Consider the following 26,066-nt stretch of genomic DNA (forward strand, 5'->3'; position numbering starts at 1 on the left):
ATCCCTCCATCCGTCAGCGGCAGAACAAGCGATGAACGAGCACAGCGATGGCCAGCGCACCTCCGTCCTCAGCGACGCGCAGCGCTACTGGTTGAAACTGAACCCGGCCCTGGGCGCGGGCAACTTCCTGCATGTCGCCCACGGCCTGAACGCCGAGGCGGACGCACCGCTGGTGTGGACGGACGAGCCGTTCAACCTCGGCGGGCAGATGCTGGCCGGGCCGCTGTCGCTGAACCAGCTGAAGGCGGGCGCCGATGCCCTGGCCCGCTGGTACGTGAGCCACGGCGTGCGTGCGAAGGACCCGGTGGGTGTCTACGGCAGCAACGGGCTGCACTACCTGCTGCACTACGTGGCGCTGACCGCGCTGGGGGCGATCCCGGTGCTCACCAACGGGGCGATGCCGCGGGCCACGGCGCTGGCGCACATGCGCCGCGTCGGTGCGGTGGGTGTGGTGGCCGACCAGGCGCAACACGAGGCACTGGCCGAGATCGCGACCGCGGGCGAGTTCAAGTTCCTGGCCCGCATGGACCAGATCGTGCCGCCCGGCGACGAGGTGGTGCTGCCGCAGCCCTACCCGTTCGTCCATGACGACCTGGACCCGGTGATGATCACCCACAGCTCCGGAACGACCGGGGTGCCCAAGCCGGTCCTGCTGCAACACGGCAAGTGGTTCCACGGTCTGCGCCACCTGCTCGGCCTGCCCGCAGCGCAGGGCGCCGAGCGCTACCTGTCGTGCCTGCCGGTGTCGCACAACGCGGCGATCGCCTATGCGATGCATGCCATCTTGTGCGGCGCCGCGCTGATGGTCGTGTCCAAGCAGCGGGCGGACGTGCTGCTCGACAGCATCGAGCGCTTCAAGCCGTCGACCGTCGTGTCGTTCCCGTCGAACTACGTGGCGATGGTGGCGAGCGGCCTGGAAGGCCGTGCGCTGGAGTCCGTCAGCAACTGGATCAACAGCGGCGACGCGGCGCACGAGGCCCACATCCGCCAGCTGGTGCGCCACGGCCACCACTACCGGGGATCGCAGAGGGTGAAGGGCTCGCAGTTCATCGACGGCCTCGGTTCGTCGGAGATGGGGCATTCGAGCTTTCGGGTGGTCTACACGTCGGCCGACCAGAACTTCGATCGCTGCGTCGGCCTGCCGCAGGAATGGGTCGATGCCCGTGTGCTGGGCGAAGACGGCAGCGAGCTGCCGGTGGGCCAGGTTGGCCGGCTGGGCATCAAGTCGCCCAGCGTGACCAGCGGCTACTGGAACGATTCGCTGCTCACCCATCGCAGCCAGCTCGCCGGCTACTGGCTCACGGGTGACCTGGTCTACAAGGACCGGATGGGCTGCTTCTTCCACGTCGACCGGACGACCGACCCGATCCGCACCGAGCAAGGCACGCTGTACAGCCTGCAGACCGAGGAGCTGATCCTGAAGATCTGCCCGGAGCTGCTCGACTGCACGGTGCTGGGCCACCCGGTCGGCGAGTACTTCGAGCCGGTCGTCTACGGCTACCCGTACCCCGGCGGTGCGGTCGATGAGGCGGCGCTGCTGGAGCGCATCAACGCCGAGCAGCAGCGGCTGGGCCGCCCCCGGCTGGTTCGGCTGAAGCAGGTCGATGCGGCCGACATCCTGGTGGGTGTCACCGGCAAGGTCACCAAGCAGGCGATGCGCCAGCGCATGGCCGAGACCGCCTGATCCCGATCAGGCGACAACCAAGGATTCACGGCGATGGCAAAGCAACACGTTTTCGAATGCGAAGGTCAATGGAACGGCGCGCTGATGCGCGGCGACGGCCGGTTCCGGGCCGGTTCGCTCCAGGGTGAGTATTCGGTCCCGCGCGAGATGACCGGACCGGGCGTGGGGACCAACCCCGAAGAGCTGCTCGTCGCCGCGGCCCACACCTGCTACCTGATGACCCTGGCGGCACTGCTGGGCGCCGAGGGCGTGAGCTACACCGAGCTGTCCAACCGCACCAGCGCCGTCTTCGACAGCACGCCGCAGGGCCCGGTGCTGGTCGGCTTGCAACACGCACCTGTCGTGCGGATGGCGCCCGATGCCCGCATGCTCTTTGGCGGCACGGTGCAAAGCTGCATGCTGCAGGCCGAGACGGCCTGCATGGTGGCCAAGACGATGGCGGGCAACGTCACGGTGAAGGTGCAAGGGCGCGTCGAAGCCGCGCTCGAAACCGCCTAGGACCCGGCCATGACCAGACTGACAGACTGGCTGCAGGCTGCAGCGGCTCGGCTGCGCCCGCCTGCGGCGCCCATCGCCGCGCACGGTGCGCCGAACTCGACGCCTCAGCCGCAGCTGACCGAGGTGACTGCGGTCGCCTCGTGCGTGCGCGGCCCGGTGCGGCCCTATCCATTCGACCAGCGCCTGGAGCGGCTTTACTTCGCCAACAGCACGGCGTGGCTGGACCGGGTGGCGCTGATCGACGCACCCGCCCCCGGCGTTCGGCGTGAACTCAGCCACCGTGAGCTTGGCCACCGGGTGGTGGTGCTGGCCCGGCGGCTGCATGCCGCGGGCGTGCAACCCCAGCAGACCGTGGCCGCCCATGTCGAGCGCACCAGCGAGCTGGTGGTCGTCATCCTCGCGACCTGGCTGGTTGGTGCGGTCTACCTGCCGCTCGACCGGGCGTTCCCGCCGGCCTACCTGGCCTCGCTGTGCGAGATCGCCCGGCCGAGCCTGGTGGTGACGCATGGTGGCGACGCGGCCGGGCTGGTCGCTGCCGGCGTTCCGCGTCTGGACCTGGCGTCGATCGACTTCGACGCGGCCTCCGGCGCCGGCAGCACCGGCCTCGAGCAGTTTGCACACGTGTCGCCCGACGCGCCGTCGCTGGTCATGTTCACCTCCGGCTCGACGGGGCAGCCCAAGGGCGTCGTCCACAGCCAGCGCCAGTTGATCAACCGGCTGCACTGGATGTGGGAGGACTACCCCTACGAGCCCGGCGACGTGCAGGGGCAGCGGTCCCCGATGAACGTGATGCCATCGATGTGGGAGCTGCTCGGCGGCGTGCTCGCCGGCGTGCCGACGGCGCTGGCGCCCGATCGTGTGCTGCGCGAGCCGAGCGCCCTGTTCGCTTGGTTCGCCGATCAGGGTGTGAGCCAGCTGACGCTGACGCCGCCGCTGATCAAGCTGCTGCTCGATCTGAAGCGCCGCGGCGCGCAGCACCCGTCGCGCTTGCGCCGCGTGATCAACGGCGGGCCGATGAGTGCGGCCTTGCAGGAGCGCTTCCACGCCGAGCTGTCTGGCGTCAAGCTGCTGCACGACTTCGGCTGCACCGAAACCAACACCTACCTGCACGACGCGAGGCCCATCGTGCCCGGTGCGGCCGATGGCATGGGCGGCTACCGCCCGATCGCCAACACCACCATCCACCTGCTCGACGAGCAGGGCGCGCCGGTGGCGCCTGGGGTCGAGGGCGAGGTCTATATCCACGGCCCGAGCCTGGCGCTGGGCTACCTCGGGCGGCCCGAGCTGACTGCCGAGCGCTTCATCGCGGGCGGGCCGGCGGGTTGCCGGGTCGAGGGGCAGCTGTTTCGCACCGGCGAGATGGCGGTGCTGCAGCCCAACGGCACGCTGCGCATGACCGGCCGCTTCGACCACCAGGCCAAGGTCAACGGGTTGCGGGTCGAGCTGGAGCATGTCGAGCTGGTGCTGGGCGACCACCCGGCCGTGTCCGAATGTGCGGTCGTGGCCCACGCCACCTCCGAATTGCACACGCGGCTGACCGCCTTCTGGGTCGCGCGCGAGGGCCAGCCGGCGAACGCGGCGGTGCTGCAGCAGTTCCTGGCCGAGCGGCTGCCCGCCCACATGGTGCCCGGCCACTTCCAGATGCAGTCGGCGCTGCCGCGTCGCCCCAATGGCAAGGTCGACCGGATGTTGCTCAAGCAGCAGTCGATAGACATGGCGCCGCAGCCCGTGGCCGTGGCCGCGCCGATCGTCGGCGTGTCATTGCTGCGCGAGGTGGCGGCCGGCGTGCTGGGTGTCGCGGTGGACCGCATCGACCCGCAGGTCGAGTTCGCCAACCAGGGCTTCGACTCGGCCTTGCTGATGAGCTTTGCCGAGGCCGTTTCGGCGCGCACCGGGATCGAGCTGCAGGTGGCGAGCTGCTTCGACCACCCGAGCATCGAATCGCTCGCCCGCCACCTCGGCCCGGGCCAGCTGGCGGGTGGCCACCGCGTGCCAGCGGCACCCGTCCAGCCGCCAGCGCAAGACGGCATCGCCATCATCGGCATCAGCCTGCGTGTGCCGGGCGCCCCCGACCGGGATGCGTTCTGGCGCAACCTCGAAGGTGGTGTCGAGAGCGTCGGCGAGATCCCGCCCGAGCGCTGGAACGCCGAGGCCTGGTACGACGCCGACCTCTCCGCCCCCGGCAAGTCCAACAGCAAATGGGGCGGCTTCCTGCGCGACATCGACCAGTTCGAGCCGCTGTTCTTCCACCTGTCGCCGAAGGACGCGGCGGCGATGGACCCGCAGCAGCGCCTGTGCCTGATGGAGTCGTGGCGCGCGCTGGAAGACGCCGGCTATGCACCCGACAGCCTGGCCGGTCGGGCGGTCGGTGTCTACATCGGCGCCCGCGAGCCCGAATACCCGGTGCTGGCCGCGCGCCAGGGGCAGCCCGCGAACGCCGGCCTGATGCTGGGCGGCGACATGTCGCTGATCGCGGCGCGGCTGTCCTACTTTCTCAACATCGACGGCCCGAGCGTCGTGGTCGACACCGCCTGCTCGTCGTCGATGACCGCCTTGCACCTGGCCTGCACCGGCCTGCGCCAGGGCGATGCCGAGATCGCGCTGGCCGGCGGTGTCTGCCTGACGCTGGACCCGTCGTTCTACGTGGCCAGCAGCAAGCTCGGCATCTTCTCGCCGACTGGCCATTGCCGCGCGTTCGACGCCGCGGCCGACGGCTTCGTCCACGGCGAAGGCGTGGCCTTCGTGGTGCTCAAGCCGCTGGCCGCCGCGCTGCGTGACGGCGACTCGGTGTATGCGGTGATCCGCGGCACCGCGATGAACCAGGACGGCCGCTCCAACGGCATCACCGCCCCCAACGGGCTGGCGCAGACGCGGCTGCAGACGGGGCTGTACCGCAGGCTCGGTATCGACCCCGCGAGCATCGGCTATGTCGAGGCCCATGGCACCGGCACGGCGCTGGGCGACGTGGTCGAGCTGCAGGCCCTGGTGCGCAGCTTCGAATCTGCGCCGCTCGCGCCACGCTCGGTGGCCATCGGCTCGGTCAAGCCGAACGTGGGCCATCTGACGGCGGCGTCCGGCCTGGTCGGCGTGATCAAGGCGGCGCTGTGTGTCCACCACGGCCGGCTGGTGCCGTCGATCAACTACCGCGAGCCCAACCCGAAGATCGACTTCGACCGCACGCCGTTCTACGTCAACACCGTGGCCCGGCCGTGGCCGGCACCAACGGGCGACGTGCGCCGCGCGGCGATCAACTCGTTCGGCATCGGCGGCACCAACGGCCACTGCGTGATCGAGGGCCTCGCGCAGCGCGATGCTGCGCCGCCGCCGCAACGCGCGCGCTGGCTCGTGGCGCCGGTCAGTGCGCGCACCGAGCGCGCGCTGGCCGCCCGGCTGCGGCAACTGCGCGACTGGATCGACGACCACCACGACGCCGCACTGCACACCGTGGCCTTCACGCTGGCCTGCGGCCGCAGCCGCTTCGCCCACGGCCATGTCTTCGCGTTCCGCGACCGGGCGGAGTTCATGGCCCAGCTCGATGCGGCCATCGCCGGCCGCGGCCACGAGGGTGTCTGGCCGTTGGCTCCGATCGAGCAGCGCCGCGCGATCGATGCCGCCGGGCTGGCCGAGGGCGCACGACGCTGGCGCGCCGCACTCGACGCCGAGCCGGACCGCGCGGCCGTGCATCAGATCGGCCGCCTGATCGCCGCGGGTTTCGAGCCGCGCTGGGAAGAGTGGTTCGCACACGACGAGCGCCGCCGTGTCGCGTTGCCTGGCTACCCGTTCGACACCGAAAGCTGCTGGCTGCTGCGCCGGGACGATGCGATGCCGGCTCAGGCCGTGCGGGCCCCGCGCGGCGACGCGGCCACCACGGCATCGGTGCCAGGCGCCGCGGTGCAGGCGGCCATGGCCGCCACGCTCGCGGCGGTGCGGTCGGTGCTGGCGCAAGAGCTGGGCATGGACCCGTCTGCGGTCGACCCGGACGCCGCGCTGTCCAGCTATGGCATGGAGTCGGTCAAGGCGATCAACCTGCGTTTCGTGATCGAGGCGCGGCTGGGCGTGGACCTCTCGGTGCAGGACATCGTTGGCGCCGACACCGCCCGCGAGCTGGCGGCGCTGGCCCATGCCCAGTCGGCCCGGCCACCGACCCCACCGGCCCGCGACGACGCCCGACTCGCCGACCTCGAGCAGGCCACCGACGCCGAACTGATCGCGCTGTTCCGACAGCTGTCGACCTCAACCGAACCCGACCTGAGCCATGCAAGTTGACGACTTCAAGAACCTGTCGTTGCCGGAGAAGCGCCGCGTGCTGGCGATGATGCAGGCGCGGGCGGCTGGCACCGACACAGCCGCCGATCGCCCGGCTGCCGTGGCCCAGGCTCCGGTGCGCCAGAATCATCCGCGCCTGGTGCGCGACGCCGCGCCGGCCGACTCGCCGTTTGCGCTCACCGATCTGCAGACCGCCTACCTGGTGGCCAAGGTCAACCCGGTGCGCGTGGACCCGGCCGGCTGCCATGTCTACCTCGAGTTCGACGTGGACGGGATCGACCCGCAGCGTCTGGAGCGGGCCTGGGTGCAGGTGGCCAAGGCGCACCCGATGCTGCGCGCGCAGGTGCTGCCCAACGGCCTGCAGCGCATCGTCAGTGACCGGGCCCTGCCGGCCTTCGGCGTGGCCGACCACCGTGACGATGCGGCCGCGGCGCAGCGATGCATCGAGCGCGTGCGCGACGAGCTGTCCCATCGCCTGTACCTGCCCGGCGACTGGCCGCTGTACGAGATCCGCGTGACGCGACTGCCCGAAGGCGCCGCGCGCATCCACGTCAGCATGGACTCTTGGATCGTCGACGCCCACAGCGCCGAGCAGATCTACACCCAATGGCAGGCCTGCTACGAACAGCCGGACCAGGCCCCGGCCTCGCCCGACATCCGCTTCAGGGACTTCATCCACAGCATGAAGGCGTTCCGCGCGTCCGACGGCCACGCACGCAGCCTGGCCTACTGGCAGCGGCGCCTGACCGACATGCCCGACGGCCCGGCGCTGCCGTGGTCGGACGCGATCGACAAGGCCCCGGTGAACCCGCGCAACCGCCAGCGCGAGGTGGCCCGTGTGTCGCCGGCGCAGTGGGCCAGGCTGCAGGCGCTGTTCGCACAACGCAAGCTGTCGGCCACCGCGGGCGTGCTGGCCGTGTTCTGCGACGTGCTGCGCGGCTGGACGACGAGCGAGCGCTTCGGCCTGGTGCTGACGCTGCAGAACCGGCCACCGATGCACGCCGATATCCAGCGTGTGGTCGGCCCGTTCACGTCCAGCGCGATGTTCGCCGCCGACTGTGTCGACGGCGAGACCCTGGGCGAGCGGGCTCGCCGCTACGGCGAGCAGTTGCTCGAGGCGCTGGACCACGGGCACGTCGGCGCGATCGAGGCCTGGCGTAGCCTGGGGCCAGATCGCCCGCAGCGCAACGACCGGGTGGTCTTCACCAGCCTGCTGGCCGCCGGCGGCGGCCCGGGCGAGCAGGCGGGCTGGATGCAGCGTGTGGCCTTCGGCGCGGCCCAGACGCCGGGCACGGCGCTGCATTGCCAGCTGCGCGCCGTGCACGCTGCGCTGGAGATCACCTTCGACGCGGTGCCGTCGTGGTTCGAGGGCGATGTGGTCCATCGCCTGCTCGAGGCCTTTCAATCCACGCTGCAGGCGCTGGCCGACGAGCCGGCGCTGTGGGATCGTGGCGCAGTGGCCCGCGGCCGCGCCGCGGCGCCGGGCGCGCCAGCGGTGGCCACCAGCGTGCCGATGAGCTTGCTGCAGCAGGGCTACCTGGCCGAGCGCATCCGGCATCCGCGCCAGGCCAGCGGCTACATCTTCCGTTCGTTCCGCTGCGAAGCGTTCCAGCCCGCGCGCTGGCAGCAGGCGCTGGACGCATTGTTGGCCGATCACCCGATGCTCAAGGCCTATGCGAGCCCGCGCGGCACGCTGGAATGCCCCGATGCCGTCGCCGCCTACGAGATCCCGGTGTCCGACGCGTCGGACGTCCCGGCGCAGACCTGCGCGATGCTGCAGGACTTCGTTGCCGACCGCGGCTGGCCCGCCTTTCGCCTGCGCCTGCTGCGGCAGCCGGACGGCTCGGCCCTGTTGCTCAGCCTGCTCGACATGGCGGCGTTCGACGCCCATTCGGCGTGGAGCTTCTACAACGAGCTGATCGGCCGCGCGCACGGCGCAGCGGGCACGCGTGAATCGGGCGGCTGGAAGCCGTTCTTGCTGCAACGTGGCGCCGCCCGGGGCGACGCTGCGCACCAGCGCCACTGGGCCGCCCGCTGGGCCGATCTGCCGGCCGGGCCACGATTGGCCGGTGCGCACCCCTTGCCAGCCAGTGTGACGGACATCCACGCGACGACGCGCTGGGCCCACACCTGGGCCGACATCGGGCCGCTCGATGCCTGGGCCTCGGCCCACGGCGTCAGCCTCGAAGCGCTGCTGCTCGCGGCCTATGCGCGTGCGCTGCCGAACGACCGGCTGCCTTTTGCACTTGGCGTCGTCGACTACGGTCTGCGCATGGCCGGCGGCGTGCCGCTTGCCGGTTTCGGTGATGCCACACGCTTCGCCTGGGTGACCGCGTCGGGCGATCACGCCACCGCGTCGCTGCTGGCCCTGGCCACCGACTTCGATCAAGAACTGGCGCGAGACCGCCAGCATGCCGGGGCCGAGCCGTTCCATGCGCTGCGTGCCCACCTGGCGTCGGGCCAGCCGGCCGTCGTGCGCTCGGTGGTGATGACCAACTGCCTCGACACGCCGGCACCCGCGTTCACCGGGGTCACCGAAGTGGACGCCGCGTCGGACACCCCGGGCGTGGCGATCGACAACCTGGTGCAGCGCTGCGCCGGCGGCCTGACCCTCAGCTGGATCGTGCGTCGAGACCAGGTCGACCTTGCCGAGGTCCGGCGCTGCTTTGACCACTACGTCGAGTCGATCCAGGCGCTGATCGACACCCCGTCGCTGGCCGGAGCCGCCGGCGAGCGGGTGGGGGCCGACGAGCGGGCGAGGCGCCGCGCGCTGATGGCGCGCTGGAACGCCACCGACGTGGCCTACGACCGCACGGTGTGCCTGCACACGCTGTTCGAGCGCCGTGCCCGCGCCGCGCCGTTCGGCGTCGCCGTCCTGAGCGATGACGAGGTGCTGACCTACGGTGAACTCGACGCGCGCGCCAACCGCCTGGCCAACCACCTGCAGGCACTGGGTGTCGGCCGCGGCACGCTGGTGGCGATGATGCTGCCGCGCACCAACCACCTGGTCGTCACCGCGCTGGCGATCATCAAGTGCGGTGGCGCGTTCATTCCGCTGAACATCGATGATCCGCAAGACCGGCTGGCGCGCGTGCTGGCGCAGGCCCAGGCGACCACCGTGGTCTCGACGCGCGAGCACTACGGCCGCTTCGATGACCCGGGCCGCCGCGTGGTGCTGCTCGACGCCGAAGCCGAGCAGATCGCCGGCCGGCCCAGCCAGTTCCAGCCGCGCGAAGCCGTTTTGTCGGACGACCGCGCCTACATCATCTTCACCAGCGGCAGCACCGGCACGCCCAAGGGCGTGATCGTTCGCCATCGCCCGGTGGTCAACCTGATCGAGTGGGCCGAGCGCACGTTCAATTTCAACGCGGCCGATCGGGTGCTGTTCGTCAACCCGCTCAGCTTCGACCTGTCGATCTTCGACCTGTTCGGCATGCTGGCCTATGGGGCCAGCATCCGCATCGTCAGCGATGCGGACCGCACCAACGCGCTGGCCGTGGCCGGCTACCTGAAGGACGAGCCGATCACCTTCTGGAACTCGGCCCCGGCCTACCTGCAGATGGTGCTGCCGTTCCTCGAAGGTGGCGTCAACCGGGCCCGCGCGCAGCTGGAGCGCATGCGCGTGGTCTTCCTCAGCGGCGACTGGATCCCGTTGGCGATGCCCGATGCGATGAAGGCGGTGGCGCCCAAGGCGCAGGTCATCAGCCTGGGCGGTGCGACCGAAGCGGCGGTGTGGTCGAACTACTTTCCGGTCGAGTCCCTCGATCCGGCCTGGCGCAGCATCCCGTACGGGCGCCCGATCCAGAACGCCCGCTACTACATCCTCGACGACCAGCGCGAGCCCGTGGCCGTGGGCGAGGCGGGTGACCTGTTCATCGGCGGCGAGTGCTTGAGCGACGGCTACATCAACGAGCCCGAGCTGACCGCGCAGAGCTTCGTCAACGACCCGTTCCACGAGCGCGCCGGCGCGATCATGTACCGCACCGGCGACCGGGCGCGCTTCTTTGCCGACGGCAACATCGAGTTCCTCGGCCGCATCGACCACCAGGTCAAACTGCGCGGCTACCGCATCGAGCTCGGTGAGGTCGAGGCCGCGCTGGAGGCCGCCGGCCTGCCGCGCGCGGTGGCGGTGGTGCGCGACGACGAAGCCGGCCGGCGCCTCGTCGGCTTCGCCGCGGCGTCGGCCGCGGTGCCGCCGGGCGAGCTGGCCGACGAAGCCCGCCTGGCGTTGATCCGCGGCCGTCTGCCGGCCTACATGGTCCCGGCACAGGTGATCGTGCTGCCGGCCCTGCCGATCACGCCCAACGGCAAGGTCGACCGCAAGCGCCTGACGCACGAGCGCATGGCGGCGCTCGCTGCCACGACGGTGGTGGCCGAGGCTGCGGCGCCTTCGACGGCGACCGCCGGCCCGATCGATGCGCGCCTGGCCGAGTGGCTGCTGCACGCAGTGACCGAGATCCTCGGGCCCGAGCAAACAGCGGTCGGCCTGGACGACAACCTCGGCCAGCTCGGCTTCAGCTCGCTGCACTACACGATGCTCGGCGCCAAGCTGGCCAACGAGCTGGGCGTGGCGATGAACCCAGCGCTGTTCTTCCGTTATGTCAGCGTGGCCGAGATCCGCGACCACCTGCTGCGCGAGCAGGCGGCAGCGCTGGCCGCGGCGTTGGCGGCGGCCCCCGCCGCGCCGATGGCTGTTGTTGCCGCGCCTGCCCCCGCCGAAGGTGAGCTGTCGGGCGCACTGGAGCGCTGGCTGCGCGACGCGGTGAACGCCGTGCTCGGTGCGACCGAGACGCCCGTGCAGTTGGACGACAACCTCGGCCAGCTGGGTTTCAATTCGCTGCACTACACCTCGCTCGCAGCGCGCCTGGCCGACGAGCTGGGCATGGCGCTGAACCCGGCGCTGTTCTTCCGCTACGTGTCGATCGCCGAGATCCGCGACTACCTGCTGCGTGAGCATGCCAGCGCGCTGGCATCGGCGTTGCGGCCGGCGGCCACACATGCGGCGCCGAGCCCTGCGGCGCCGGCCGTCAAGCCGGCCTCTGGGGTGCCCGAGGCGCCGACCGTTCCTGCAGGCGCCATCGCGATCATCGGCATGAGCGGCGTGATGCCGCAGGCCGCCGATCTCGACGCCTTCTGGCGCAACCTGCTGGCCGGGGCCGACAACAGCAGCCTGATCCCGGCCGACCGCTGGGACTGGCGATCGGTCGATGGTGACCCGAACGGACCGGGCAACTTCACCAACGTGCACCGCGCGGCGTTCATGGACGACGTGGCCGGCTTCGACGCTGCCTTCTTCTCGATCTCGCCCCGCGAAGCCGAGCTGATGGACCCGCGTCAGCGCCTGCTGCTGGAGGGCGTCTGGTCGTGCCTGGAAGACGCCGCGCTGCGGCCGGGTGAGCTGCGCGGCGAATCCGTCGGGTTGTTCGTCGGCGCCACGGGCGACGAGTACGCGACGCTGTCGCTGCAGCCGGGGCGCGAGATTGATCGCTTCACCCTGTCGGGGGTCTCGCGCACAATTCTGGCCAACCGGGTCAGCTACCTGTTCGATTGGCACGGGCCGAGCGAGGTGGTCGACACTGCATGCTCCAGCTCGCTGGTGGCCGTGCACAACGCGGTCCGGGCGCTGCAGCACGGCGACTGCAAGCTGGCGATCGCCGGCGGCATCAACGTGATGATCGACCCGGTGCCGCATGTCTGCCTGAACAAGATCGGCATGCTGGCGGCCGATGGCCGGTGCAAGACCTTCGATGCCCGCGCCGACGGCTACGCCCGCGGCGAGGGCATCGGACTGATCCTGCTGAAGCCGCTGGCGGATGCGCTGCGCGACGGCGACCCGGTCCACGCGGTGATCCGTGGCAGTGCGGTCAACCACGGCGGTCGCGCGACCGCGCTGAGTGCGCCGAACCCGGCGGCGCAGGTGCAGGTCATCCAGGCGGCGATCCGTGCGGCGGGTGTCGACAGCGGTCGCATCGGCTACCTCGAAGCCCACGGCACCGGCACCGCCCTCGGCGACCCGATCGAGATCGAAGCGTTGAAAGAGGTGTTCACGCTCCTGCAGGGCGAGCGGGGCCAGTCGCGCGCCGAGCCCGGATCGGTGGCACTGTCGTCGGTCAAACCGAATGTCGGCCACCTCGAGTCGGCCGCCGGCATCGCCGGACTGCTGAAGGCCATCCTGTGCGTCAAGCACGGCCAGTTGCCGGCGACGCTGCACCTGGAGCAGCTCAACCCGAACATCCACCTCGACGGCAGCCCGTTCTTCATCGTGCGGGAGCGGCAGGATTGGCCCATGCCACGCGGCGCCCAGGGCGGGCGCGGGCCGCGTCTGGCGGGGGTCAGCTCGTTCGGCTTCGGCGGCGTGAACGCGCACATCGTGGTCGAGCAGCACGTGGCGCCGGCGGCGAACACCTTCGCGCCCAACGCCGACGAGGCCTGGTGGATCCCGCTGTCGGCGCAAGGCGTGCCCGAACTGCAAGCACTGTGCCACCGTCTGTCTGATTACCTCCGCGGAGCCACGGTGACCCTGGCTGATGTGGCGATCACGCTGCAGGCGGGCCGGGCCAGCCTGCAGGAGCGGGCGCTGCTGCGCGTCAACACGCTGGGCGAGTTGACCGACGCGCTAACGGCGCTGGCCGAAGGCCGGCAGACACCAGCGCTGCACTGGCGCGGCAGCGTCAAGTCGGCGCCGATGCGGGGTGCCGCCCGGCGCGCCGCAGGTGACCCGCCGGCGGGTGGTGGTGACGGCGTGGTCGAGCGCTGGCAGCAACACGGTGACGCGGCGTGGCCACGCGAGGCGCCAGGCCTCGCGGGTCGCCGGGTGCACCTGCCGACCTACCCGTTCGAGCACACGCCGTACTGGCTGCCGGCGTTGGCCGTCGAGGTGTCGTCGACGCTGCCCGCGCTGTTGCCGGCCACCGTGTCCGACAGCGTCGCGCTGGCTCCGACCAGCACCGTGCTGGCGGCCCACACCGTCGCCGGCCGCCCGGTGCTGCCGGCCGCCGCCTACCTGGCGCTGGCGCGCCGCGCGATCGGGGCATCGGGCGAGCAGCTCGTCACGCTCGCCGATGCGGTGTGGATGCAGCCCTTCTCCGCCGCGCAGACGCAAGCGCTTCGAATCGTGCCGGGCACGAGCCGGCAAGGCTCGCAGCGCCTCAGCTTCGTCAGCGGCGCGGGCGATGCGCAGGCCGAGCACTGCACGGTCGACGTGCTGGCCGCTGGCCAGGCGGCGATCGACGCCGAGCGGGTGGGCGTGGCGGCCGCCATGCCTCACCACGCCACGCACGACGACTGCTACGCCGCCTTCGAGCGTGGCGGTGTGCAACTGGCCGCGCCCTACCGCAGCGTGCAGGGCTTGAGCTTCGACCCTGCAGGTGGCGTGGCGAGCCTGCGCATCGTGGCCGGCGATGCCGAGTCGTGCTGGCTGCTGGCGCTGGACGGCGCGCTGCAGGCCATCGCGCTGCACCATCAGCTGTCGCGGCCCGATGGCGCGCCGAGCCTGCCGTTCCACGCCAGGCGCGTGCACCTGCAGGCGCATGTCGGCGGGGCCGGTGTCACCGAGCTGAGTGTGCGGCTGGCCCTGCAGCCGGCGCCTGTGGGCAACCCGGCCCGTGTGGCGAAGTACGACGCCGACCTGCTGGATGCGTCCGGGCGCCGGGTTGGGCGCATCGAGTCTTGTGCCGGCAAGGGGCTGGTCACCACGCCGCCCGCCGCGCGTGCACCCAAGAGCCTGGCGGCGCAGGCGCAGGCGGCGCACTTGTACGTTCCCCGATGGGAGCCATTGAACGCTGCCCGGGTCGAGTCGACCGTGCGCGGCCTGCTGGTCACGGCCGGCTCGTCATTGGCCACGCCTGCAGGCTGGCTGCGTGCTGAGCGGACGATCAGCGACCACGCCGCTGCGGCGCGCTCGCTGCGCATCGACGCCAGGGCCGAGGCCGACTGGTCGGCAGTGCTGGCCGATGACGCCGCGCCGGAGCTGATCGTGCTCGACTACACCACGTGGCCGGCCGCCGGCGGCAGCGCGGCAGGGCGCGAGGCCGTGTACGCGCCGTTTGACGAGGCCTTCGCGCTGGCCCGTGCGGCGATGAAGCTGCGCGTGCGCCGCCCCTTGTCGGTGGTCGCGGTCTATGGCGACCAGGCAGGCTCGATGCTCATGCCGGCGGTGCAGGCGCTGGGCGCCTTCGGCCGCGCGGTGCGCAACGAATCGCCTTCGGTGCGCTTCAGCGCACTCGCGCTGGCCGCCGACCCGCGGCGCATCGATCTGGCGGCGATCGGTGCGACCATCGCCGCATTGCCGGGCGACGCACAGCGGGCGGTCAACTACCGCTGCACCGCGGATGGCCGGCTGCAGGCCGAACGGCTGACGAAGGCGGCGACCGACCCGACACCGTCGGCGGGGCCGCTGGCGGCCGGCAGCGTCGTCGTGGTCAGCGGCGGCGCAGGCGGCATCGGCCGCCTGATGGCCGGCTTCCTGACGGCGCGGGGCTGCCGCGTTGCGCTGCTCGGGCGCTCGGACCCAGCCAGCGTGGCGGTTGCGCTGCAGGCCGCCGGGTTGGCAGACCCGCGCGTGTGCCGCTACCTGCAGGCCGATGTCACGCAGGCCGACCAGGTCCGGCAGGCGCTCGACCAGGTGCGGCGCGACTGGGGGCCGGTGCAGGCCGTGTTCCACGCCGCCGGTGGCCGCGCCGACGGCATGCTGCTGCGCAAGGACAGCCAGACGGCGCGCACGGTGCTGGCGGCCAAGGTGGCTGGCGCCATCGTGCTCGACGAGGCCACACGCGACGACCCGCTCGAACACTTCATCGCGTTCTCGTCGCTGGCGTCGTATCTGGGGCCGGTTGGCCAGGCCGACTACACCTATGCGAACGCTTTCCTGGACGGCCTGGTGAGGGCGCGCAACGAACTGGTTCGCCAGGGGCTGCGCCGCGGGGCCAGCTGCTCGGTGGGCTGGCCGTTGTGGCGCGAGGGCGGCATGCGCATGAGCGACGCCGAGCGCGACTACATCGCGCAGCTGCACGGCATGAACGACATGGCCACCGACACGGCCATGCAGTGCCTGCTCGCCATTCTGGGCGGGCCGCACGAGACCGTCGCGCTCGCGGTGGGCGACAGCGAAAAGATCGACCGCTCGATGCTGGGCCGCACTGCCGGCGACCTCATCGGCGCGACATGAACCACAGGCATTGACGAACAAGGAGAAGGCATGTCCAACACTGAAACGAACGGTCGTGATGCGTGGCCGAAACGCGTGGAAGAGATCGTTCGCCAAGCGATCATGCAAGAGACCAAGCTGCCGGCCCATCAACTGGCCAGCGACACCACCTTCGAGGAGTACGGCATCGAGTCGGTGATGGTGGTGGCCATCACCCGGCGCCTGGAAGAGACCTTCGGCGAGCTCGCGAAGACGCTGTTCTTCGAGTTCCAGACCATCCGCGAGCTGGCGGGCTTCCTGGCCCGCGAGTACCCTCAGCCGGCCGTCGAGCCGTCGCCGGTGGCGGCGCCGGCCGTGGTGAGTGCCGTGGTGAACGCCGAGCCGGCGATGGCGGTGGCAGCGCCCGCGCCCGCCGCCACGCCGCCGGTGCCCATGCCCGTGCAGGCCGAGGCGCCAGCACCGGCGGTCGCCGCCCAGGATCCGGGCGCCACCATGCCTTGTGGCTTCTTGCTGGCCCAGCCGCCGGCGGCGGCACCGGCCCCGCAAGACGAGCCGATCGCGATCATCGGCATGAGCGGGCGCTTCCCGATGGCCGACAACCTCGACGAGTTCTGGGCCAACCTGGTGGCCGGCAAGAACTGCATCTCCGAGGTGCCGGCCGAGCTGTGGGACTGGCGTGAGATCTGGACGACCGAGAAGGGCGTCGAAGGCAAGTCGTACACCCGCTGGGGCGGGTTCATGAACGACGTCGACAAGTTCGACCCGCTGTTCTTCAACATCTCGAACCTCGAGGCCCAGTCGCTGGACCCGCAGGAGCGCCTGTTCCTCGAGACCGTCTACCACACGATCGAGGACGCGGGCTACGCCAGGGAGCAACTGGCCGGGCGCAAGGTGGGCGTCTATGCCGGCGCGATGTGGAGCCAGTACCAGCTCTACGGCGTCGACTCGGCGAACGCCGGCTCGTCGTACGCGTCGATTGCCAACCGGGTTTCGTACTGGTTCAACTTCACCGGCCCGAGCATCGGGCTGGACACCATGTGCTCGTCGTCGTTGACCACGGTGCACCTGGCGTGCGAGAGCCTGCGCCGCGGTGAGACCGAGCTGGCGATCGCTGGGGGCGTGAACGTCACCGTGCACCCGAACAAGTACATGTTCCTCAGCAAGACCGGCTTCGCATCGACTGAAGGGCTGTGCCGTGCCTATGGCGAAGGCGGCGACGGCTATGTGCCGGGCGACGGTGTCGGTGCGTTGCTGCTCAAGCCCCTGAGCGCCGCACAGCGCGACGGCGACCGCATCCTCGCGCTGATCCGCGGCTCGGCGATCAACCATGGCGGCAAGTCGAACGCCTACACGGTGCCCAACCCGAAGCTGCAGGCCTCGCTCATCAAGGAGGCGCTCGACGCCGCCTGCGTCGAGCCGCGCACCATCAGCTACATCGAAGGGCATGGCACCGGCACGGCGCTGGGTGACCCGATCGAGGTGCGCGCGCTGACGCAGGTGTTTGGCGAATCGTCCGACGAGGTCGGCTACTGCGCGCTCGGCTCGGTCAAGTCCAACGTCGGTCACCTCGAATCGGCCGCCGGCTTCGCCGGCATCGCGAAGGTGGTGCTGCAGATGCGGCACCGGCAGCTGGTGCCGTCGATCCACACCGAGGTGTTGAACAAGAACATCGACTTCGACAAGACGCCGTTCGTCGTGCAGCGCACGCTGGCACCGTGGCGCCAGCCGGTGCTCAAGGACGAGCAGGGGCGTGACATCCGCGTGCCGCGGCGTGCGGGGGTCAGCTCGTTCGGCGCCGGTGGCGCGAACGGCCACGTGGTCCTCGAAGAATTCGTCGAGGCGCCGCGGGCGGCCGCGGCGGTGCCCGCCTCGTCGCAGCTGTTCGTCTTCTCGGCGAAGAACAACGAGCGCCTGCAGGCGGTGGTGCAGCGCTTCGTCGCCAGCGCGATGTCGACGGCACCGGCGCGTTCGAGCGCCGGGCCGGCGGTCGACGAGGTGCTGGGCGTCGTCGCCGGGGCTCTGGGCGTGTCGGCCCGCCTGCTGGATGCGGGTGACGCGTGGGCCGACCTGTCGATCGACTTCTGGGCCGCCGAGCGGATCGCGCGGCGCGTCAACGACGCCTTCGAGACGGCTTTGACGGCCGACGAGGTGTTGCGCGCCGGCACCGTCGGGCAGTTGTGCGCGCTGTGTGGTGGCGCGGTCGGCGCCGGCGGTGCCAACGAACCGGAACGCTTTGCCAACCTGGCCTACACGCTGCAGGTGGGCCGCGAGGCGCAGGCCAAGCGGCTCGCGGTCGAGGCTGACAGCTTCGGCCAGCTGCGCGAGCGGCTCGACCGTTTCCTGGCGGGGGCGCAAGACATCGACGGCGTGTCGGTCAGCCCGGCGTCGAACCGCGACCGCGTGCAGGCCGACGGTGAGCAGGACCAGGAGTTCCTGCGCTCGCTGGCCCGTGGCCGCAAGTGGGCCAAGCTGGCGCGCCTGTGGTGCCACGGCGCCAGCGTGCCATGGGCCGAGTGCCACCGCGGCTGGGCGGTACGGCGCGTCGACCTGCCGCTGTACCCGTTCGCCAAGGAGCGCTGCTGGGTGAACACGGCCGCAGCGGCCAGGCCGGTGGCGGCCGCCACCGGCCTGGCGGCGCAGCTGAACGCCTTGCAGAGCCTGGACGGCACGCTGCGTTTCGACCTGCGTTGGGACGGTGCCGCCGAAGGCGCCGCCGACGCGCGGATCATGGGCTGGATCGGCGAAGCGGCCGACTTTCTGGGCCAGCGTGGCACGGCGACCGATGTGCGCTGGCAGCGTGGTGTGGCGCTGGAGGCCGGTGCGGCGTTGACGCTCGAGATCGCGCACGGCCCGGCCGGCAGCGAAGCGCCTGCAGTTCGCCTGCTCGATGCCAACGCGCAATCGCTGGCCGGCGCAGTGCTGCGCCAGCGCCATGAGGCCGAGACCGAACCGGTGGCTGCGGCCACCGACCTGGCGCAAGTGCGCGCCCGCTGCCCGCAGGCGCTGCCGGCGTTCCGCGCGGCGGGCGTGGGCATCGACGAGGCCGTGGCCGGCGAGCAGACCGCGGTGGCGCGCTACCAGGTCGCGTCGCGCACGCTGCCGGCCTGGCAAGTGGCGATGGCGCTGGTCGATGCATCGGCCGCCCTGGTGGCGCGCGCCTGGCCCGGCGCGGCCGGCAGCGATGCGCAGGCGTGGCGCGTCGAGCATGTCCGCCTGGTGGGGGCGCCGGCCGCGGGCGGCTCGGTCTTCCTGCGGGTCTTGCCCGACGGTGCCTACGCCGTCGACCTGTTGGACGCGGAAGGCCGCATCTGGATGACCGCGCGTGGGCTGCGCGCGAACCAGGGCGACCCGGTGATGGAGCGCATGTTCTACCGCCCCGAGTGGGTCGAGCAGGCGCTGCCAAAGGCCGAGCCGGCGGCCGACCCCAAGGGTGCGGTGGTGCTGGTCTACCCGAGCGCGGCCGCCTTCGTCGCCGAAGGCCTGAAGAAGCGGCTGAACCGGCCGGTGCACGAGATCGTGCTGGGCGGCAAGACGGCGGTGCTGTCGGCCCGCTCGTGGAGCGTGGCGTTGGCGGACGAAGCAGCGCTGCCGGCCTGCGCGCAGCACATCGGCGCGATCGACACGGTCTACTTCCTCGGCGGCGTCAACATCGAGCACTGGCACCCGCGCAGCACCAAGGAGCTGCGCGACGTGCAGACAGCCAGCACGACGATGCTGCTGCGCCTGGTGAAGGCGATCGAGGCGCAGAACACGGCGCGCCAGCGCTGGTCGCTGCGGATTGTCAGCAACGCCGTCGCGCAGATCGCCACGGACGACGTCATCCAACCGTTCACGGCAGGCCTGCTTGGCTTTGCGAAGGCGCTGAGCAACGAGCTGCCGCATGTCGCGACCCAGTGGGTCGACCTGGCGCTCGGCGAAGGGGTGACCGCGCTGACGCCCGAACTGGGCCAGGACCTCGACCGCGTGATCACCGGCGTGGGCGACGGGCAGCAGCTGGCGCTGCGCGGCGGCAAGGCCTATCGCCGCACGCTGCGGCCGGCCAGCCTGCCGCAGCCCCAGGCGAGTGCGCTGCGCGACGATGGGGTCTATGTGATCGTCGGCGGTGCCGGCAATGTCGGCGTTCGCATCAGCCGGTACCTGGCCGAGCGCTGCGGCGCCAACATCGCCTGGATCGGCCGCCGTGCGGCCGACGACGCGATGCAGGCCCGCTGCGACGAGGTGGCCGCCGGCCGCGTCCGCTACTACCAGGCTGACATCGGCGACGACAAGAAGCTGGCCAAGGCGCTGCAGAAGATCGAGGCCGAGATGGGCGCGCTGCGAGGCGTCTTCCACTCGGCGATGGCGTTCGCCGGCGGCCGCTTGGCGACCCTGACCGAGGCCGAGTTCAACGACGCGCTGCACGCCAAGACGATCGGCTCGCATGCGCTGTACCGCGCGTTGAAGGGCCGCGACCTCGACTTCCTGATGTTCTTCTCGTCGGGCGAATCCTTCGTCGGCAACAAGGGCTGGGGCGCCTACACCGTGGCCTGCAACTTCCAGGACGCGTTCAGCCTGCACCTGCGCGAAGAGACCGGCTGGCCGGTCCACGTCATCAACTGGGGCTTCTGGGAGGGCAACGACCGCGGCGACCCGGAGCTGCTGCGGGCCAAGGGCATCGACCCGCTGAACAGCGAGCAGGGTGGCCAGGCGATCGAGCGCCTGCTGGCCAGCGGCCTGGGCCAGGTGATGGCGTTGAACGTGTCGGATGCGGTGCTCGAACGCATGGGCGTCGAGCTGCCGAAGCCGGCCCAGCCGACGCCGGTGAAGCCCGCGCCGCGTCCTGCTGTCGAGACCAAGGTCGCCGAGGCGGGCCGCGAGGCCGGCAAGGTGATCGAACAGATCTCGCAGCAGGCCAAGGTCGCGCACGTCGAGGCCGCGCTGACGGTCGACGCGGTGGCACAAAGCGTGCGGGCGATCGTGGCCGACACGCTGATGATCGAGCGCGAGAAGATCGACCTCGATGCCGACCTGGCCGACTTCGGCGTCGATTCGCTGATCGTCGTCAATCTGCACCGGGCGCTCGAAGAGCTGGCAGGCACGCTGCCCGCCACGCTGTTCCTGAACTACCAGTCGGTGCGCGAGGTGGCCGAGTTCCTGATCAACAACCACGTCGAGCAGGCGCGCCAGTTGCTGGGCGGATCGGGCCCGGTCGCGGCCGCTTCGCCAGCCGCAGTGGATGCCCCGGCGCCGGTCGAACTGGCCGAATCTGCCGACAGCCGCGTGGTGCAGGTGGCCGCGCCGTCCGCCGGCCCGACGGCCGCCGAGTTGACCGACCGTGCGCGCGTGCTGCGCCGCATCCCGGCCGACCAGATCGAGCCGTTCCTGTTCAGCTACGGTGACCTGTTCCGCGAAGGCCAGTTGGCCAACGCACAGGCCAGCGACGGCGCCGAGATCGGCCCGGACGAGCTGCTGCACCTGCTGGTCGAGGTGCCGTCATGCCCGCAGGTCGAGGTGTTCGTCACCGGACAAGGCTCGCCGCTGGTGCTGATGCCGGCGGTCGCGCTCACCGCGCCGGTCTGGCTGAAACAGCTCGAGTCGCTGCGCACGCAGCACCGCCTGATCGTGATCCACGCGCCGGGCTACGGGCTCAGCAAGGCGATCCGGGAGTCGACCGCCGCCGGTGTGTCGCGCGTGTTCTCCGAGGTGCTGCAGCGCCTGATCGGCACGCAGCCGGCGCACCTGGTCTCGTCGTGCTTCGGCTCGATCGCCGCTGCGCACCTGGCCCGTTTCCATCCGGAGCAGGTGGCGTCGCTGAGCATGGTGGGCGGCTTCTACGACGGGGCCGATTTGCCGCCGGTGACGGCCGACAACCTCTCGATCGAAGAGGTGATGCAGATGATCCAGACCGTCTCCGGCTCGCTGAAGCTGGACTTCGACACCGTTGCCGCCCAGTGGCCGGCCGACGACCCCCGCCGGGTCGAGGCCGAGCGTGTGGGTGGCCTGCTGATCGGCAGCCAGTGCGCCAACCCGTTGGTGGCGATGCGCTACCTGAACGAGATGATCACCCTGTCGACGCTGGACTGGGTGCGCGAGATCCGCCGGCCAGTGAACTTCGTGTTCGGTGATCTGGACACGGTGATCCGCCCGGTTCACTCGCAGACGATGCACGAGGCGCTGGCCGGCTCGGGCCTGGTCGAGATCAAGGGCTCGGGCCACTACCCGTTCCTGACCCACCCCACCGAGTTCGACGAAGTGCTGACCCGCTTCGTCCACCAGGTCGATGCGGCGAACGCACCGGCCACCACCACCGACGCCTCTGTCCTTTCCTGAAGGGCCTGACAACCATGCGCAATTCACTGTCCTACCAGCTCGAGATGCGGCTCGACCAAGCCACGGGCTGCCTGACCGGTGCGGGCTACATCCAGAGCCTGCGCGATTCACGCGACCTGTGGCTCGACGGCCGCCGCGTCAGCGTCACCGAGCACCCGGCGTTCGCCGGGTTGCGCAACGAGATGGCGCGCCTGTACGACCTGCAGCACCGCGCCGACCTGCGCGAGGCGATGTCGGAGCCGGTCGACGGCGCGCCCTACCGCGTCAGCCGCTCGTATGCGCTGCCGCACACCGAAGAGCAGCTGCAGGCCAAGTGGGCCAACTCGCACCTGTGGATGGAGCACAGCTGGGGCCAACTGCCGCGGGTGCCCGACTTCATGGCCAACGTGGTCGTCGGCCTGTACGACTACCGCGAGGCGCTGGCCCAGGTTGACCCGCAGTTCGGCGACAACGCGGCGCATTACCACGCCTATTGCAGCCGGCACGACCTGAGCATCACGCACGCCATCGGCGACCCGCAGATCGACCGCTCGGCCGGCCCGAGCGACAACCCCGACCTGGCCCTGCGCGTGGTGCGCGAGACGCCCGACGGCGTGGTGATCCGCGGCGCCAAGCAGGTGGCCACGCTGTCGCCGTTCGCGCACGAAGTGCTGATCTACATGTCGCCGACTTTCGCGATGCGCGACAAGCCCGAGTTCGTGATCTGGTGCGCTCTGCCGATGCAGACACCCGGCCTGCGCGTGATGTGCCGCGAGGCGCTGCCGCGCACCGAGGGCAGCTTTGCCCACCCGTTCGCCGGCCGCTACGACGAGCAGGACGCGATGCTGTTCTTCGAAGACGTGTTCGTGCCGCGCAACCGCATCTTCCTGTTGCGCGATGCCAAGACCGCGTTCGACGGCTTCCGGCGCCTGAACGCCTGGTCGCTCTACGTCGGGCAGATCCGCTTCTACCACCGCATGATGACCCACCTGGCGGTCGCGGCGATGGTCAGCGACTCGATTGGCGTCAGTGGCTTCCGCGAGATCCAGGGCAAGCTCGGTGAGCTGGCCACCTACGTCGAGATGACCAAGCTCGCTCTGCTGGGCATGGACAAGCAGACCAGCCGCACACCGGGCGGGCTGCTGGCCCCGGGTTCGACGCTCGGGCCCGACGCTTTCGCCGCGCAGATCGGCACGCGGGCGAGCGAGATCCTGCGCGAGCTCGGTGCCTCGGGCCTGTTGATGCAGCCCAGCGAGGCCGACTTGGCCACGCCCGAGCTGCGCCCGCTGCTGGAGCGCTACATGTGCGGCAAGGACATCGACGTCGACCGCAAGGCGCGGCTGTTCCGCATGGCCTGGGACCTGACCTGCGACAGCTACGGCATGCGGCAGGAGCTGTACGAGAAGTGGAACCGTGGTGACCTGGCGCGCAACCGCATCGCGCTGTTCAACCAGCTCGACCGCTCCGCGATCACCAAGCGCATCCAGGAGGCCATCGCCTCGCCGGTGTTCGGCCTGCAGGACCGCCCGGTGCCCGAGCGCTCCAACAAGGCGCCCGTCGCCGCGCCGGCCGCCCGTGCGCTGCCCGAACCCTCTCTCCAATGACGACAAGAAAGACCCTGCCATGAGCCAACCACAAGCTTCCCCCTCGGGCCCGCAACAACTGCCGCCGGTGTGGGCCATCGTGATCCCGGTGTTCATCGAGCTGGTGCTGACCTTCTCGGTGTTCTTCTCGGATTCGTTCTTCCTCAGCCGGATCTCCGACAGCGTGGCCGCGAGCGTCGGCACCACGATCCCGATCTTCATGGTCTGCGTGCTGGTCGCGATGATGATGGCGCAGGGCGCCAGCAACGCCGCGGGCCAGTTCAATGGCGCCGGCCAACCCAAGGAGGCCGGCCGCATCTACTGCGCCGCGCTGGTGGTCAACGCCGGCCTGGGCTTGCTGGCCGCGCTGGTGATGGGCCTGGGCGCAGCGGCGATCGCCGCAGGCCTGGGGCTGGTGGGTGACGAGCAACGCCATGCGGTCGCGTTCATGTCGGCCATCGCACCGGCGCTGGTCTTCATCGGCCTGAAGTACGCGCTCGGCGCGGTCTTCGTGTCGCGCGGCCAGACGGTGTGGACGATGTTCGGCGGCCTGGTCGCTATCGTCGCCAACATCGCGCTGAACATCGTCTTCCAGCGGGCCGGCATGGGCATCGAAGGTGTCGCGCTGGCCACCATCCTGGCGCAGGCGGCGGTGATCGCCTTCTACGTGGTGGTGATGCTGACCAAGGTGAAGTCGCCGCACGAGTGGCGGGCCTTCGTGGCGGCGCCGGCGCAGCCGATCCGCTCGGTGCTTCGCATCGGCGTGCCCTCGGTCGTGCAGCCGGTGTCGGCCGAGCTGGCGATGCTGGTGATCGCCGCTGCGGCAGTTCACCTGGGCACCGAGGCGATGGCGGCGCGGGTCTATGTGATGAACCTGGCCACGGTGGCGATCTGCTGGGCCGCGGCGGTCTCGATCGGCAACCAGGTGCTGGTGGCGATCCTGGTCGGGGCCGGTCAGCCGCAGGCAGCCCACGCAGTGCTCATGTCGAACCTGCGCATCGCGGTGGTGGGCAGCCTGCTGATCGCGGTCGCACTGTGGGCCGCGGGCGGCACGCTGGTGGGCGTCTTCACCCAGGACCCGAAGATCATCGCGATCAGCATGGACCTGCTCGTGCTGGCGATCCTGCTCGAGCCGGCGCGCTCGTTCGGCACGCTGTCCAGCTTCGCGCTGAAGGCGGCGGGTGACGCCAACTACCCGGCCGCCGTCGGGCTGGGGGTGACCTGGCTGGTTGCCGTGCCGCTGGCCGTCTACCTGTGCCTGTACAGCGGCCTGGGCATGGCCGGCCTGTGGGTCGGGCTGGTGGTTGACGAAACACTGCGCGGCACGATCAACTTCCTGCGTTGGCGCTCGGGCACCTGGCAGGGCAAGGCGCTGGTCACCGCATCATGACCCCCGGGGCGGCCCGCTGCGCGGCCGCCCGACATCTGGCAAGAGGCATTTCATGGACTACGACCTGATCGAACTCGATCCCATCACGATCGCCGGCATCACGCTGCGCACCGACAACAGCGAAGCCGGCTTCGCGAAGATCCAGCAGCACTGGGGCACCTTCTTCCAGCAGGGCGTGCACCAGCAGCTCGGTGTCGAGCCGGGCACCGAGATCTGCGAGGCCTATTTCGACTACGAGAGCGACGCCACCGGCGCCTACACGCTGCTGCTGGGCGCGCGGCTGTCGCCGTCGACCCCGCCGATGAGCGACGGCTTCACCGTGCGCCACTTCGGCGCCGGACGCTACGCCAAGTTCCACATCGACGACCCGAACGCCATCCGCCACGTTTGGCACCACATCTGGGGCCGCACCGACCTGGACCGCCGCTACGCCTGCGATTTCGAGCTGATCGGTGCGCAGGGAGCTGACGTGTACGTGTCGCTGAAGTGACGGAGCGCCTGGCCGTGTCGCGTCAGTCTTCGAGCCGAGGAAGCACCATGCTGAAGGTCCACCCCGATCGTCCGCCGCTTGAGCCAGGCATGGCGCCCCAGGCGCTGGACATGTACTACTGGTACATGCAAGAGCTGGTGGCCTATTGCCGCGAGCGTGGCCTGCCGACCCAGGGCCACAAGCACGAGGTGATCGAGCGTGTGCGCCAGCACCTGCGCGGCGGCGCCATCGCGGCGCCTCGCGTGGCGGGCCCGGCCAAGGCGGCGCGGGCACCGGCGGGCACGCGCACGATCACGCTCGAGACGCCGGTCGGCCCCGACTACAAGTGCGACGCCGACACCCGCGCCTTCTTCGAGTCGGTCATCGGCCCGCACTTCCACTTCACTGCGCACCTGCAGCGCTGGCGGCGCGCCAACCCGCAGCGCCAGCTGACCTACGGCGACCTGGCGGCCGAGTGGATCGCCGAGCACGAGCGACGCAAGGACAAGAACTACAAGTCCACGCTGATGCACACCTGGGAATACAACCGCTTCGTCAGGGACTACATGCGCGACAAAGAGCGCAACCACGGCAAGACCCTGAAGGACGCCGCCGCCGCCTGGAACGAGCTGCGCCAGTCGTGCGGCCCACGCGACTACGCCAGCAGCATCGCCCCACGGGAAGCCGAGGACAGCTGAGCCGAACGCGGGCCGCGCACCCCTAGCCGAGACCCAACCGCATGA

General features: G+C 70.7%; 9 protein-coding genes. All 9 read left to right on the top strand.

The features are described from left to right. Positions 1-31 precede the first annotated feature (31 nt). From ACE3SG_RS00855 to ACE3SG_RS00895, 9 genes are read left to right on the top strand one after another with little or no spacing between them, the layout of a single operon-like run. The gene (locus ACE3SG_RS00855) at positions 32-1,684 is read left to right on the top strand and encodes a class I adenylate-forming enzyme family protein (protein WP_374561996.1); all 1,653 of its coding nucleotides are present in this window, start codon (positions 32-34) and stop codon (positions 1,682-1,684) included. 33 nt (positions 1,685-1,717) lie between these two features. Beyond that, a complete protein-coding gene (locus tag ACE3SG_RS00860; RefSeq protein ID WP_374561997.1) occupies positions 1,718-2,182 on the top strand; it encodes an OsmC family protein in 465 nt (154 codons plus the stop codon). A gap of 9 nt (positions 2,183-2,191) precedes the next feature. Beyond that, positions 2,192-6,448 carry a beta-ketoacyl synthase N-terminal-like domain-containing protein gene (locus ACE3SG_RS00865; protein ID WP_374561999.1) on the top strand — a complete coding sequence of 1,419 codons (4,257 nt, stop codon included), beginning with the start codon at positions 2,192-2,194 and terminating at the stop codon, positions 6,446-6,448. Next, positions 6,438-15,614 (top strand): amino acid adenylation domain-containing protein, encoded by a 9,177-nt coding sequence (locus tag ACE3SG_RS00870; RefSeq protein ID WP_374562000.1) that lies wholly within the window; start codon positions 6,438-6,440, stop codon positions 15,612-15,614. The genes ACE3SG_RS00865 and ACE3SG_RS00870 overlap by 11 nt, the downstream gene beginning before the upstream one ends. 30 nt (positions 15,615-15,644) lie before the next feature. Then, complete coding sequence (locus ACE3SG_RS00875; protein WP_374562001.1) at positions 15,645-21,902, top strand: alpha/beta fold hydrolase; 6,258 nt, start codon at positions 15,645-15,647, stop codon at positions 21,900-21,902. Between the two features lie 14 nt (positions 21,903-21,916). Beyond that, positions 21,917-23,485: a 4-hydroxyphenylacetate 3-hydroxylase family protein gene (locus ACE3SG_RS00880; protein ID WP_374562004.1), complete on the top strand. Its 1,569-nt coding sequence runs from the start codon at positions 21,917-21,919 to the stop codon at positions 23,483-23,485. 19 nt (positions 23,486-23,504) lie between these two features. Further along, a complete protein-coding gene (locus ACE3SG_RS00885) occupies positions 23,505-24,854 on the top strand; it encodes an MATE family efflux transporter (protein ID WP_374562006.1) in 1,350 nt (449 codons plus the stop codon). 52 nt (positions 24,855-24,906) lie between these two features. Then, positions 24,907-25,344, top strand: coding sequence for a GyrI-like domain-containing protein (locus tag ACE3SG_RS00890; protein WP_374562009.1), 438 nt, complete (start codon positions 24,907-24,909; stop codon positions 25,342-25,344). A 47-nt stretch (positions 25,345-25,391) separates the two neighbouring features. Next, positions 25,392-26,021, top strand: coding sequence for a DUF6434 domain-containing protein (locus ACE3SG_RS00895; protein WP_374562010.1), 630 nt, complete (start codon positions 25,392-25,394; stop codon positions 26,019-26,021). Positions 26,022-26,066: the final 45 nt, after the last annotated feature.

Origin of the sequence: Ideonella sp. (genome assembly GCF_041914305.1) — a bacterium.
Taxonomy (GTDB): domain Bacteria; phylum Pseudomonadota; class Gammaproteobacteria; order Burkholderiales; family Burkholderiaceae_C; genus Ideonella.